This is a genomic window from Flavobacterium sp. (assembly GCF_043779715.1).
Classification (GTDB): domain Bacteria; phylum Bacteroidota; class Bacteroidia; order Flavobacteriales; family Flavobacteriaceae; genus Flavobacterium.
In genome coordinates, this window is sequence record NZ_JAYWDT010000266.1 from 1 (window position 1) to 14,453 (window position 14,453).

Below are 14,453 nucleotides of genomic sequence, written 5' to 3' on the forward strand. Positions count from 1 at the left end.
TATCAAATTCACGTGTTCTATCGCTTCTTCAATAATGTCATTCATATTGTATGCTTCTTTTGTAATATCGAGTTCTCGTTTTTCTAATTTAGAAATTTGTAACACGTTTTCTACTTGAGCATGCATTCGTTTGTTTTCGTCCTTAATCATTTGCAGATATCGAAAAACTTTTTCTTTATCATCAATAACCTTAGGATTCTTTATGGCATCTAACGCTAAATTGATTGTAGCAATAGGTGTTTTGAACTCATGTGTCATATTATTTATAAAATCGGTTTTGATTTGAGAAATATGACGTTGTTTATTTAACTGATTCAATGCACTGTAATAAGCGACAATAATAATTGCTGTAAACAGAAATGCAAGAAATGCAATTCCTATTAAATCAGATATTAAAAATTCCTTTTTTTTAGGAAAACTAACCAATAACTGATATTTACTTACACCATCATTGTCTGTAAAAACTGGAATGTCGTAAGTGTTTTTCTTGTCGAACTTAAACTTTTCCGATTTTACTTTTGTTGCTAAACCATTACTATAAATTCCAAATTCGAACGGTGTTTTAATACCATAACCGATCAACTCATAAGCCAATAAATCATACAATTGCTTGTTAGAAACTCTTTGGGTTATAGATCGTGTTGCGGCAATATCTTTAAAATACACTCCAAATGTCGCTTTGTCTAAAACGTCCATTCTTCCAGATTTCTCTATCTTTTCGTCTGGAGATAACGTACTGTTTAGATTGTTATCATTAATAGTGTTTCCGCTATAAACTTCGGTAACGCGTTTAGAAATATAATTTTTAAGCTTTGTTGAATCCTTATTTTTATCAAAGAACGATGATGGCAACGAATAATCTTCTGCAATCAAACTGTTAGAATAAATGATTGTTTCGTTTGTTACTGAATTTTTTTCGACATAAAAAAACTTGAGCAATTCACTTTGTTGTGGACTTTTTCCTATACTATCTTTTAGTTTGTTGTATGTACTTAAAAAAGTATAGGTTTCTTGCTCTTGCAATTTTTTTGATACATTATCGATAACTTGTTTTACTTGGTATTTAAATTGTTCGTCTTTATTTTTGAAAGACGCATTTATCAAATAGCCTTGTACAACAATGATTCCCAATAAGGAAAGTGTCATTAAAAATACTACAATGCGAAATAACGTTTTATTCATTGCTACAAATTTAACATTTTAACATTTGAATCCTAAATATATTAACCAAATATTAACAATTGGCAGTTTTAATATAGATTTTTTAATTTTTTAAGAATTTCTTGAAATTGAAGTTTGGCTTCACTTAAGTTTTCATTTTCAATAATATAGTCACTTTTTGAAGTTTTCTGACTATCTTCCCACTGATTTTTTATCCTCTCTAAAACAGCTTCTCTGGTAGAGTTATCCCTTGACATCACACGTTTTATGCGTGTTTCTTCCGAAGCGATAACAGTAATAATTTGATCACAATATTTATAACTTCCACTTTCAAAAAGAATGGCAGCTTCTTTTATTACAAACGGTGAATTTTGTTTTTTTACCCAATTGTCAAAATGCTTTTTCACCAATGGATGAATGATTTTATTGAGCTCTTTTAGTTTCTCCGGCTGATTGAAAACAATTTCTGATAATTTTTTTTTATCTATTTGATAGTTTACAATCACTTCTTGACCAAAACATTCTCGAACTAACTGAATCGTTTCTGGCAGAATCATTATTTTTTTGGCTTCATCATCGGCAATATATACAGGTATTCCTTCGGCTTCAAAAAGTCTAGCAATGGTTGTTTTACCACTTCCAATTCCTCCAGTAAGACCTATGATTTTTGCCATTTTAAATTTTAAAAAATAATTCCGGAAATGCTTCTTGCGGTTTTATCTTTAGAATATTGATTTTAAAAAATGATTCTATAAATCCCAATCCATAACCAAAAAATTGTTTCCAAACTGCTATTATAGAAAGATAACCAACATAAATATTTTTGTTTTTAACAGATGACATTATGAAAATTAAAGCCGTATAAACAAAATATAATTGTAAAATTAAATCATTGTTTAAGAAAAATCCAATTATTCCGAGAAACAAACCAATTACAAATATTGATGGCAAAAAGAACGTTGGTTTTGCATATTCTGGATACCAATGATTAAGAATTGGTCTTGCTTTACCAAATTTATTTACTTGAGTATAAAACTTATCCCAATCTATTCTTCGTTTGTGATATACAAAAGCTGAAGTAATTAATTTGGTTTCGAAACCTAATTTCCACAATCGAATACTCAAATCTGGATCTTCACCTGGATGAATATTTGAAAACCCTTTTGAAGCGACGAATGCTTTTCTTGAAATTCCCATATTGAAACTTCGTGGCTGAAATTTTTCAATTTTTTCTGATCCACCTCGAATTCCTCCAGTTGTAATAACTGATGTCATCGTAAAGTTTATTGCTTTTTGCACTGCCGAAAAACTAGGCAACATCGCATCTGGACCACCATAACAATCTACATATTTATGAGATAAGCTTTTAGAAACTTCTGTCAAATAATTTTCAGGAATAATACAATCTGAATCTAAAATAATAAAATAATCTGATTTAGATTGACTCATACCAAAATTCCTAGAATCACCAGGCCCTGAATTATATTTCAGGTAATAAGTTATAGATAATCTGTTTTTATATTTATCTACAATATGTTCGCAAGGGATAGTCGAACCATCTTCGACAATAATAATATCGAAAGGTTCTTTATAAGTCTGTTTGGTTAAACTTTCTAAAAGTTCCTCGATTTCTTCTGGACGATTGTAAACTGGAATAATAAACGAAAAATTCATTGATAAAAAATTTTGACAAAGGTACATTATTTTATAAAAAAAAGCCATTCGACTAGCGAATGGCTTTTAATATTTTTAAAAACTATTTTATTGTTTTACAACCTTCAATGTTTTTACCAAACCATCTACGGTAACTTTTACTAAATAAGTTCCGTTTGACAAGTTTGACATATCAATTTTAGTTTGTGTAGCATTAATAGATTTTGTCATTACTTCCTGACCCAATAAATTATGTACAGATACATTAGAAATTTCTTTTGTGTAAGATAAATTCAATACATCTTTTACAGGATTAGGATAAGCTGAGAATCCATTAATATCGAAAGATGGTGTACTTAATGAAGCATCATAAGCTGAAATACTAAAATTTCCTTGAAGTCCATTCCAACCAAATGCTCTAATCAATAAAGTAGCCCCAGGAAGTTGTCCCGTTAATGAAACCTTAGCATAATCTGCTCCAGCTGGAGTTGTAGTGTTCCCTGAAAAATCATCACAATCTAGTTCTGTTAAAACACCACAAGTACCTGAATAAATAGATATTACAGTATCTATCAATAAACCTGTTCCTGCTGCCGTAGCATCTGTTTCAATTGTTAATGTACCTGATGGTGGAACTACAACATTATACCAAACATCTTTACCTGTGGTAGCAAAACCAGTTGTTCCACAAGATGGACTTGGAGTTTCTGCACTTAAAGTAGCACCTGTATTTGTAGTATCAATATCTTGATCTACAAATACAGCTCCAAGAGTTAATAATATTGGAGATGAACAACTATCGTTTCCAGGAGGTGTTGCAGGTGTAGTAAATGAAACTGTAGACCAAGTACTATAAATAGGTCCTGCACAAACAGATCTTACATGAAAATAATAAGTTGTAGAAGGAGATAACAGTGTTGCATTATAGGTTTCTCCTGATAATGTTGTCCCCGATCCTGAAGGATTAGCTACAGCATTATCTAAAACATATTCATAATTACCAGTTGTTGCTGTCCACATAATTGTAGCACTAGAACTTGTTACTGCAGAGACAGCTAAACCACTAGGATTACTACAAGCTGGGATTGGCTCCCAAACTACATCATCAATTAATACACTAGCACCTATAGTTCCAGTATGTCTAAATGCTAAATAGTTTGAATACGATCCTGCTGGTGGAGTAAAAGTATAATCCTCATATACTAATGATGCTGCATTTACAGAACCTAAAGAAAGAAAAGTATTACTGTCATTAGGGTTTGTTAAATAACCAATTTCTACATCATCACCAGCGGTAAAATTACCTCTCATTTTGAAGTTCAAACGATGTGTACCCAAACCTAAATTAGAAACTGGTACTGTTTTAACAACTCCTAAACTTCCTGAAAAACCATAAAGATACATTGTATTTATACCTGAACTTGGATTTGTTGTTTGTATATTCGCATTACCTCCAGTACCTACTCTACCCCAACAATTTGGGAAGCTAGGAGCGGTAACACTATCAAAATTTTCTACAAATGCCGTAACAGGAGCGCAAGCTGTTGTAAACGAAACTGTAGACCAAGCGCTATAAGTAGGCCCTGCGCAAACTGATCTTACATGAAAATAATAAATTGTAGTAGGCGATAATGATATTGCATTATAAGTTTCTCCTGACAATGTTGTTCCAGATCCTGCAGGATCAGCCGCAGTATTATCTAAAACATATTCGTAATTACCTGTTGTTGCTGTCCATGTAACTGTTGCACTGGCGTCTGTTACTGCAGATACTGCTAAACCAAGCGGATTAAGACATGATGGAGATACCTCAAGTTTAAAATCATCAAAATTAATCCCATTAGGAGCAAAAGGGGCTGCAACATGTATTCCAAAAGAGTAATTTCCAGAAATAGTTGGTGTAAAGTAGGCTGTAAATAAAGTCCAAGCTGGGCCTTGATATCCTGTTTGTGTAGTTAACGTTGTTGACATTGCTGCAGATGTTTGGGCATTTCCAACTCCAAGTGTTACATCGTATCCTACAACTGCATCATTTGTTCTCATATAATAACTAAAAGTATATGAAGTCCCACCTGTTAGCGTTGCTAAGGGTGTAAAAGCCCATCCATCAGTACTCCAAGTTCTTCTTAAAGAATTTGCGCCACTATTTGCAACTGGAGTAGTAGAAATTGACCAATTACTCGTTATATTCTCATATGCCCAACAAGATGGAAATACATTTGTTCCTGTAGCCAAAGCATCAAAATTTTCAGTCCAAGGAAAAACCGTAACAGCTCCACAAGTTGCAAAAGATGTTTCCGAGCATGCTGTCGCCGAACCGTTTACATTATAAGGAATTACTGTTACATAATAAGTTGTTCCTGATATTAAGGTAACTAAATCATAGGTTAACACATTTCCTACATCAAAATTATTTAAAACATTTGTTCCTCCTGGAGTAGTACCCACATTTAATCTATATCCTGTTACTCCTCCTGTTGCTGTAGGCCAAGATATGACAGTAGAACTAACGCCAGTTGCTCCGTTAGCTGGTGTAGTCAATGCAGTACATGATGGCGGTGTAAGCGCTGTAAATGTTGCTTCTACATCTATTGTTATAGTAACTCCATCACTATAAACATCATCATCGTGAGATGTTATTGTCAATGTAGTAAATCCTGTAATATTTACATCATTAAAATCTGCCGCACAACCAGTAATAGCAGTACCTCCATCTATAGACAAATCAAATCCATACCAACTTGTTCCTCCAGAAGTACAAAAACCACTAGTTAAACTTCCTGCCGAATTAGTTAATTTCAGACTTGTTAAAGGATTTGCACCATAACAAGTAATATCTACAGCATTAATTGTCAATACCGTTGGATCGTCATCTTGCCCTGTAGCAGTAAATGTCTGCGTACAAGTTTGTGCATTTATTTGCCAACTAGTGACGAATAAAAACAGTAATAAAGTAATTTTTTTCATTTTTAAAGTAGTTTGATTAAGCAAGCAATGTACAAAAAATATTAATCATTTGTTAAATTATCACTAATACATCGACAAAAAAGCATAAAAAAACCACGAAATACATTCGTGGTTTTATAAATACTTATTCTTTATGTAATTATACTATACTCGAAACATTTACCATTTCGTTAGTATCCGATTTATAATCTACACCTTCAAATCCGAAGCCAAAAAGATTATGAAAATCATTTCTGTATCCTTCTAAATCACCAATTTCTGGTAATGTTTCGGTAGTTGCTTCTAACCAAAGTTTAGCTACTTTTTCCTGAACATCTGCACGCATTTCCCAATCATCTATACGGATTCTGCCTTTATTATCAGTTGGAATTGCATTTCCTGTATATAATCTTTGAGCATACAATCTTTGCATTTGCTCGATACAACCTTCGTGAATTCCTTCGGCTTTCATAATTTTATACAATAATGAAATATATAAAGGAATTACTGGAATAGCCGAACTTGCTTGTGTTACCAACGCTTTATTTACCGAAACATAAGCTTTCCCTCCTAAATCTGCCAAACTATCGGTAATAGAAAAAGCAGTAGCTTCTAGATGGTCTTTTGCTTTACCAATAGTTCCTTTGCGATAAACGGCTTCAGTAACTTCTGGTCCTATGTAGGAATAAGCAATTGTAGTAGCATTATTGGCTAGTAAATTTTCCTTTTTTAAAGCATCAATCCACATAGACCAATCTTCTCCACCCATCACATTTACTGTATTCTCGATATCATCTCCTTCACAAGGTGCTATAGAAATATCCGAAACTTTTCCTGAATGAAAATCGACAGTTTTATTTGTAAAAGTACCTCCTATTGGCTTTAGAACCGAACGATGCAAAACACCAGTTATTGGGTGCAAACGAACTGGCGATGCTAAACTATAAATAACTAAATCTATCTGACCTAAATCTTTTTTGATTAAATCGATAGTTTGTTGTTTCACTTCGTTAGAAAATGCGTCTCCATTGATGCTTTTTGCATACAAACCTGCTTTTTTAGCCTCATTTTCGAAAGCTGCCGAATTGTACCAACCTGGTGAAGCTGTTTTTCCTTCACTTGCAGGTTTTTCGAAGAAAATGCCTATTGTAGAAGCGTCACAACCAAAAGCACTTGTAATTCTTGAAGCCAAACCAAATCCTGTCGAAGCTCCAATTACCAGAACTCTTTTTGCACCTTCTATATGTCCTTTAGATTTTACGTAAGCTATTTGATTTTTTATGTTTTGCTCACAACCTGTTGGGTGTGCTGTAAGGCAAATAAATCCTCGCATTCTTGGTTCTATAATCATTTTTTATTTTTTATTCGGTTATTTGTTTAATCGTTTATTTGACCAATCAAAAATACTAAAAATCTAACAATCTAAGAAGTCTAGTAATCTAATTTTCTAATTTAATAATGATTTTGCGTGATTAAGTGCCGAATCTGAAATATCTTTTCCTGATAGCATTTCGGCAATTTCTACAACTCGCTCATTTTGAGATAGTAATTTCAGTTCTGAAATAGTATTTTCTCCTTCCGATGATTTAAAAACTTTATAATGTTGGTTCCCTTTTGCAGCAATTTGTGGCAAATGTGTAATAGCAAAAACTTGCATTTTACTACTCATTCCTTTCATAATATCTCCCATTTTGTGCGCAATTTCTCCAGAAACTCCTGTATCTATTTCATCAAAAATAATAGTTGGCAATTTCGAGTAATTAGCTAAAATTGCTTTAACAGCTAACATAATTCGCGACATTTCTCCGCCAGAAGCTACTTTTTTAAGCAATCCAAAATCGGTTCCTTTATTTGCCGAAAACAATAATTGCACTTCATCTTTTCCTAATGGTAAGTAGTTTTGCGTTTGTTTTATTTCGAACTGAAATCTAGCATTTGGCATTCCCAATTGCGTCAGAATTTCGGTAATTTGAGTTACTAAAACGGGGACTGCTTTGCTTCTATTTCTAGAAATTTCGGAAGCTATTTTATCTAAAATCAACACACTTTCGTTTGATTGATTTTCTAATTTTTGAATTTGATTTTCTAAGTCATCAACCAAAACTAATTTGCTGTCTAAATCATTTTGGATAACCAACAATTCAGCAATCGATTCTACTTGATGCTTTTTTTGCAAGGAATATATTGTTTGCAGTTTTTGATTTACCAAATCTAGTTTTTCGGGATCATTAACTAATTTTTCTGCTTGCCCAGAAAGTTCGATAGAAATATCTTCAAATTCGATTAATGTGCTTGAAACTCTTTCAAATAAATCATTGAATTCCGATGATAATCCTGCAATTTTTTGCAACGAAATTTTAACTTCCTTCAAGTTTTGTATAATTCCTATTTGCTCTTCATTAGCTACAGCCAAAGATTTATCTAGCGATTCTTTGATAAATTCGACATTATTCAACTTCTCAAAAATACTTTCTAATTCTTCTTGCTGGTCGGCTTTTAAATTTGCCGAAAGCAATTCTTCTAACAAAAATGAATTATAATCTTGTTCTTTTGATAAAGCTTCTTTTTCAGCATGCAATTTTTTTAATTCGCTTTTTGCCAATTTATATTTGACTAAATTTTGCTTGTAATCTAAAAGTAAATTTTGATGATTTGCAATGGCATCAAGAATCTCGATTTGATAAGCTTCATTAGACAATTCTTGCGTTTGATGTTGCGAATGAATATCTAACAAATACTCGCTCAAATCCTGTAATTCGGTAAGATTTACTGGGCTGTCATTTACAAAAGCTCTAGATTTCCCTGAAGGCAAAATCTCACGACGAATGATTGTTGTGTCTTCGTAATCTAAATCATTTGTAACGAAAAAATTTTGTAAATTGTATTTTGAAATTTGAAATTGTGCCTCGATAACACATTTTTGTTCTTTGTCTTTTAGAGAAGTTAAATCGGCACGCTTTCCTAAAACCAAACCTAAAGCGCCTAAAAGTATCGATTTTCCTGCGCCAGTTTCACCAGTAATAATAGAAAATTGATTAGAAAAATTCATTTCCAACTGTTCTATTAATGCGAAATTTTTTATAGATAATGAAGCTAACATAATGAGGAATTAATAACTAATTTTTCCCCATTTACTCGAATTTGTAGGAGATAATCTATTGAGTGCGTTAATAACTTCGGTGACATCAACTTTTGGTCCATCAGTATAAATACTAAGTATTTCATCCGCCTTTGCATCAAAAAATACTCTGGTAAGATAAGCATTTGGCCTTGTTTCTGCTATTTGGGATAGTGTTTTTAAAGCAATTTTTATATTTTCTTTAGCTTCTTTTGGATTATCGGCCATTTTATCTAAAGCCTTCAAATGATATTCGTACATCGCTTTTCTAAAAGCTACAAAAGCAGGCGAAAGCATATCATTTATAAGATAATATCTGTTTTGATTTTTGTCCGATTGACTCCAACCTTTTATTTGACTTTGTTGGGCAATACTACTAATACTTTGGGCGTTTTCTAGAGATTTAGAACCACCTTCGAGTGCAAATGTATCTGCATCGACACCAATAATTAAGTTGGAATAAAATGCCATTATAGAAAGTAAATTCGAATCGAATGAGTTTTGATCGAAAGTCAAATTTTGAAATTCTAAATAATTAAACGTAATATCCTTGTCGTTTATATTTAAAATTGGTGACATATAAGTCGAGTTATAAACAGGTCTTGATGCCTGAACTTGCAAGGTTCCCGTAAACTGATCGGCGGTATAAGTTGTGATTGTAAAGAAAAAAGAACATTCTATTTTTTCAGCTCCTTTATAAGTTTGATCAGACCATTTTCTATTGTTTACAAACTCTGTCAGCGCTTTTTTGAGTGTTTTAAATACTTGTTGGTTTGTTGCTGTTACTTGATCTGTATTGAAAACTACAGAACAATTTAGTTCTTGAGCTTGTATAAACCCAAAAAATGACAGAAATAAAAAAACAAATATTTTACGCATAATGTGAAACAATTTTATTTACAATATCGATAGCTACTGCTTCTTTCGATTTTAGTTCTTGCGGTTCTATCTTAAATTTTTTGTCAATAAATGTAACTTTATTTGTTGGTTTTCCAAAACCAGCACCCAAATCATTTAAAGAATTAAGAACTATCAAATCTAGGTTTTTTTTCTGAATTTTTAGCTTTGCATTTTCAATTTCATTTTCAGTTTCGAGAGCAAATCCTATCAAGAATTGATTTTTCTTGATTTGACCCAATGACAACAAAATATCTTTGGTTTTCTCTAATTCAATAGTAAACGTAGCTTCGTTCTTTTTTATTTTCTGAGAGGCAACATTTTTTGGACGATAATCAGCGACAGCAGCAGCAGCAATCATCACATCGTAATCATTAAAATATTGATGACAAGCATTATACATATCTTCGGCAGAAGTTACTCTAACTAAATTAATCAAAGAATTATTTACTTGAAAATGTGTTGGTCCAGAAACTAAAGTGACGTTAGCACCAAGATTAGCTGCAGCAACTGCAATATCGAAACCCATTTTTCCTGAAGAATGATTTCCTATAAACCGAACAGGATCTATGGCTTCGTAAGTTGGCCCCGCTGTAACAAGGATTTTTTTACCTTTTAGTGGTAATTTATTTTCGATGTCTTTTTCTAAAAATGCAATGATATTTTCTGGTTCTGCCATGCGACCTTCTCCGGAAAGTCCACTGGCTAATTCTCCGCTTTCGGCAGGAATAATCGTGTTTCCAAATTTGGCGAAAGCCTCAAAATTTGCTTTTGTAGATGGGTGTTTGTACATATCTAAATCCATTGCTGGTGCAATATACACAGGACATTTTGCCGAAAGATAAGTAGCAATAAGTAAATTATCACAATTACCAGAAACCATCTTAGACATTGTGTTTGCTGTTGCTGGCGCAATAATAATATAGTCTGCCCAAAGTGCTAAATCGACATGGTTGTTCCAAACTGCATCTTGGTCATCTTCATTAAAAAAAGAAGAATGAACAGGATTTTTAGAGAGCGTAGATAGTGTGAGTGGTGTTACAAAATCCTTAGAAGCAGGAGTCATTATCACTTGGACATGTGCTCCTGCTTTTATGAATAATCTAACTAAAGACGCTGATTTGTAAGCGGCAATTCCACCAGAAACACCTAGTATTATTTTCTTACCACTTAAAACAGACATAGTTGTTTTATTTTGCTGATTTATAGTAAATTTTATCTTCTAACCATTCTTCAACCGCTAATGCGTGTGCTTTTGGTAGTTTTTCGTAAAATTTAGAAACTTCGATTTGCTCTTTGTTTTCGAAAACTTCTTCTAAACTATCGTTATAAGTAGCAAACTCTTCTAATTTTTCGATTAGTTCTTTTTTAATTTCAGCATTAATTTGATTTGCTCTTTTAGCCATTATGGTAATCGCTTCATAAACATTTCCAGTTGGTTCTTCAATTACTGTTTTGTTGTAAGTAACTGTGTTTACTGGAGCTGTAGTCTTTTTTAAATCCATGACTTTTTTTTATTTAGAAAATTGTTGTAAATCTTTGTCTATTCTAACCAACATTTCGTCAGCTGCTCTTTTGAATTCTGTATTTGCATTAAAATTAAGCAAAGCTTCTTGCGCTGCTTTTGCAAAATTTAATCTTTCTTCCATTTTAGATGAAACACTGTTTATGGCCAATTGGTAGCTAGCATTTAGCTTATAAAACAAGGCTTGTTCTTTGTATGGAGTTCCTGGATAATCTGCGATAAAGTTATCTAAAGCTTTAATTGCAGGTTTAAAATCTGAAATTGTGTTGTATTGTTTTGCAATTTCAAAAGCTTTCTTCTCTAGTTTTTCTCTCAAATCTTTTACCACTACGTTTGCTTCGGCTAAATACTGAGAATTTGGATATTTATTGATAAAATCCTGCAACTTATTAATCGCTTTATCTGTATCTGTTTGGTCTAACGAATAAACTGGTGACAATTCAGAATATGATTTTGCTCCTAAAAAAGCCGCTTCTTCTGCGTTTTTGCTTTTTGGATATAATGCTGCAAAACTTTCGAACTGATATCCTGACAAATAATATTGTTCTGTTTTATAATAAGATTGAGAAAACATATAAAATATATTTTCAGCTTCTGGTTTTCCTTTTAATACTGGAGAAACTTGTTCGAAAAGACGAATGGCTTTTTCGTACTTTTCTTTTTCGTACATTTTTGTAGCAACATCACTTTTTACGGCTATATCTTCAGATTTAATTGCTTTTTGATATTCGCTACAAGACGAAAATAAAGCAATTATTAGGAATGTGTATATTAATTTCTTCATATTTATTTTAAAACTATCGATTTTTATTGGCTTTTGAGTTCAGAAAATCGAACTGCAAATTTAGTTATTAATTCTTATATACAAAACTTTATTTTCGTTGTAATTTTTATAGTTTTTTTGTGAACAAATCTAATCTGTTTGCTAGATTTTCATTGACACTAACCAAAGGCAAACGAACCGTATTTTCTGAAAGACCTAATGATTTGAAAATTTCTTTTACACCAGCTGGATTTCCTTGCTCGAAAATCATATCGATACTATCCATTAGTTTGTAATGCAAAGCATAAGCTTCATCTACTTTTCTTTGTAATCCAAGACGAACCATTTTCGAAAATTCTTTTGGATAACCCTCTCCTATTACTGATATTACTCCTGATCCACCCGCTAAAACCATAGGAAGTGTAATCATATCATCGCCAGAAATAACTAAGAAATCTTTTGGTTTCCCTTGTATCAGTTTCATGGCTTGTACAATATCTCCTGCTGCTTCTTTTATTCCTATTAGGTTTTTAAAATCATTTGCCAATCTTAAAACTGTTTCTGGCAAAACATTACTGGCTGTTCTTCCTGGAACATTATACATGATTACTGGAATTGGTGAAGCTCCAGCAATCATTTTGAAATGCTGATAAATTCCTTCTTGAGTTGGTTTGTTATAATAAGGAGAAACTGAAAGTACTGCGGAAAATTTAGAAAAATCTCTTGTTTTTAGTTCTTCAACAACTTTCATTGTATTATTTCCTCCAACACCCAAAACTAGAGGTAATCTTCCGTTATTTGCTTCAACTATTGTTGTAATTACGAGTTCTTTTTCGTCTTGGGATAGTGTTGCTGGTTCTCCAGTTGTGCCTAAAACTACAAGATATTCAACACCACCATCAATAACGTGATTTACGATACGTTTTAAAGCTTCGACATCAACAGAAAAATCTTTTTTAAATGGTGTTACTAAGGCAACTCCTGTTCCAATAAATGCTTGCATGGGATTATATTTTGTTTAAAATTTTTAAATATCTAAATAGTTCGTGAACAAAAACTTTGTGATTTTCGGCGTTGGTATTAATCATTAAATGATTTAATCTTTTATCAACAGTAGAGAACCCTACTTTAAATAAGGCTTTAGATTGATTTGTAATGAGTAATAATGGTGCTTTTTCGGTGTCATAATAACTTATTAACATATCAAAAGGTGTATTTATAAAGTCTGTAACGAAAATTTGCTTTAAATCTCCTTTCCAACTCACATCATTATTACTAAATGTAGGCTGAGAAAAGGTTTCATTTTTTTTAATTTTATCCCTAAAAACAATCATTTTTATGTTGTTTTCTTTAATCCCACAAGCAACTAATTCTTGTATAAGCTGTTCTTTATCAGAAAAATAACTTTCATCGACTACTAATCCTAAAGTTTGTATTGGCGTTGTTAACGAACTTGGCTTTACGTTATGTAAACTTCTTTTTAATATTTTTTTTAGAGAAATTTCTTTTATATACTTTATAAACATATTACTTTTACATATTAATCTTGAAAAACAAATTTAATCAAATAAGATTCAATTGTCATGGTAAATGTAAAAAAGAGTGCCCTTGTTTTAAAACATTTTGTTTTAATTTTAACGTTAATTGTATTTGGAAGTAATTGTTCGGCACAATTAGTTATATCAAAAATAGAAGGCAAACAGCTAAACATAAATGAAAAAGCATATTCCCTTGCGGAATACAATGCTTACATTTCTCCTTATAGAACACACATTGACAACGAGTTGAATACTGTTTTAGCTGTTTGTCCAGAAACTTTAGACAAAAGCAAAGGACAATGGCAAAGTAATATTGGTGATTTTCTTGCCGATGCTACACTCGTAAAAACAAATCCTATTTTCAAAAAACGTGAAAATTTAGATATTGATATTTGTATCTTAAATCATGGCGGAATTAGAGCAATTCTTCCACAAGGTAATGTAACTACAAGAACTGCTTTTGAAATTATGCCGTTCGAAAACACTACAGTTGTTGTTGCTTTACTAGGCGAACAAATTGCGGAATTTGCAAATTATTTTATCAAAGAGAAAAAACCGCACCCAATTTCTGGCATAACTTTTACTATAACTGCTGAAAATAAATCAGCAGATATTATGGTTGGCGAAAAACCACTAGACCTTACTAAAACATACTACGTAGTAACTTCCGATTATCTTTCGAATGGTGGAGATAATATGAACTTTTTTAAGAAAAATACAAAAACATACGATTTAGAATATAAACTTAGAAACATATTGATTGACTATTTTAAAGATGTGGATACCATTCCAATTACTAAAAAAATAAAAGTTACTCAAATCAAACAATAACATTACAATCTGATTAATAAA

The 14,453-nt window shown here is 32.0% G+C and carries 13 protein-coding genes; 1 reads left to right on the forward strand and 12 read right to left on the reverse strand.

Annotated elements, in window-relative coordinates:
* From ACH2BG_RS12750 to ACH2BG_RS12805, 12 genes are all read right to left on the reverse strand, one after another.
* A partial coding sequence (locus ACH2BG_RS12750) for a sensor histidine kinase (RefSeq protein ID WP_395048073.1) occupies positions 1–1,182 on the reverse strand: 1,182 nt, incomplete at its 3' end.
* A 68-nt stretch (positions 1,183–1,250) separates the two neighbouring features.
* Positions 1,251–1,835 carry a dephospho-CoA kinase gene (coaE, locus tag ACH2BG_RS12755; RefSeq protein WP_395048074.1) on the reverse strand — a complete coding sequence of 195 codons (585 nt, stop codon included), beginning with the start codon at positions 1,833–1,835 and terminating at the stop codon, positions 1,251–1,253.
* A 1-nt stretch (position 1,836) separates the two neighbouring features.
* Positions 1,837–2,835, reverse strand: coding sequence for a glycosyltransferase (locus ACH2BG_RS12760; RefSeq protein ID WP_395048075.1), 999 nt, complete (start codon positions 2,833–2,835; stop codon positions 1,837–1,839).
* 87 nt (positions 2,836–2,922) lie between these two features.
* On the reverse strand, positions 2,923–5,781 hold the full coding sequence (locus ACH2BG_RS12765) for a T9SS type A sorting domain-containing protein (RefSeq protein ID WP_395048076.1): 2,859 nt from the start codon (positions 5,779–5,781) through the stop codon (positions 2,923–2,925).
* A 139-nt stretch (positions 5,782–5,920) separates the two neighbouring features.
* Positions 5,921–7,111 (reverse strand): enoyl-ACP reductase FabV, encoded by a 1,191-nt coding sequence (fabV, locus tag ACH2BG_RS12770; protein WP_395048077.1) that lies wholly within the window; start codon positions 7,109–7,111, stop codon positions 5,921–5,923.
* 96 nt (positions 7,112–7,207) lie between these two features.
* A complete protein-coding gene (gene recN / locus ACH2BG_RS12775) occupies positions 7,208–8,860 on the reverse strand; it encodes a DNA repair protein RecN (RefSeq protein ID WP_395048078.1) in 1,653 nt (550 codons plus the stop codon).
* Between the two features lie 9 nt (positions 8,861–8,869).
* Positions 8,870–9,757: a DUF4835 family protein gene (locus ACH2BG_RS12780; protein WP_395048079.1), complete on the reverse strand. Its 888-nt coding sequence runs from the start codon at positions 9,755–9,757 to the stop codon at positions 8,870–8,872.
* Positions 9,750–10,958 carry a bifunctional phosphopantothenoylcysteine decarboxylase/phosphopantothenate--cysteine ligase CoaBC gene (gene coaBC, locus ACH2BG_RS12785; protein WP_395048080.1) on the reverse strand — a complete coding sequence of 403 codons (1,209 nt, stop codon included), beginning with the start codon at positions 10,956–10,958 and terminating at the stop codon, positions 9,750–9,752. The genes ACH2BG_RS12780 and coaBC overlap by 8 nt, the downstream gene beginning before the upstream one ends.
* Before the next feature lie 7 nt (positions 10,959–10,965).
* Entirely contained in the window at positions 10,966–11,280 is a 315-nt protein-coding gene (locus tag ACH2BG_RS12790) for a DNA-directed RNA polymerase subunit omega (RefSeq protein WP_395048081.1), read from the reverse strand.
* 9 nt (positions 11,281–11,289) lie between these two features.
* Positions 11,290–12,084 carry an outer membrane protein assembly factor BamD gene (locus ACH2BG_RS12795; protein ID WP_395048082.1) on the reverse strand — a complete coding sequence of 265 codons (795 nt, stop codon included), beginning with the start codon at positions 12,082–12,084 and terminating at the stop codon, positions 11,290–11,292.
* A 106-nt stretch (positions 12,085–12,190) separates the two neighbouring features.
* Positions 12,191–13,066, reverse strand: a complete 876-nt coding sequence (gene dapA, locus ACH2BG_RS12800) for a 4-hydroxy-tetrahydrodipicolinate synthase (RefSeq protein WP_395048083.1) — start codon at positions 13,064–13,066, stop codon at positions 12,191–12,193.
* Between the two features lie 4 nt (positions 13,067–13,070).
* Positions 13,071–13,589, reverse strand: a complete 519-nt coding sequence (locus tag ACH2BG_RS12805) for a DUF6913 domain-containing protein (RefSeq protein ID WP_395048084.1) — start codon at positions 13,587–13,589, stop codon at positions 13,071–13,073.
* Between the two features lie 57 nt (positions 13,590–13,646).
* On the opposite strand from ACH2BG_RS12805, the gene ACH2BG_RS12810 reads away from it, so the two are divergent.
* Positions 13,647–14,432: a 5'-nucleotidase C-terminal domain-containing protein gene (locus ACH2BG_RS12810; protein ID WP_395048085.1), complete on the forward strand. Its 786-nt coding sequence runs from the start codon at positions 13,647–13,649 to the stop codon at positions 14,430–14,432.
* The last annotated feature ends 21 nt before the right edge of the window (positions 14,433–14,453 follow it).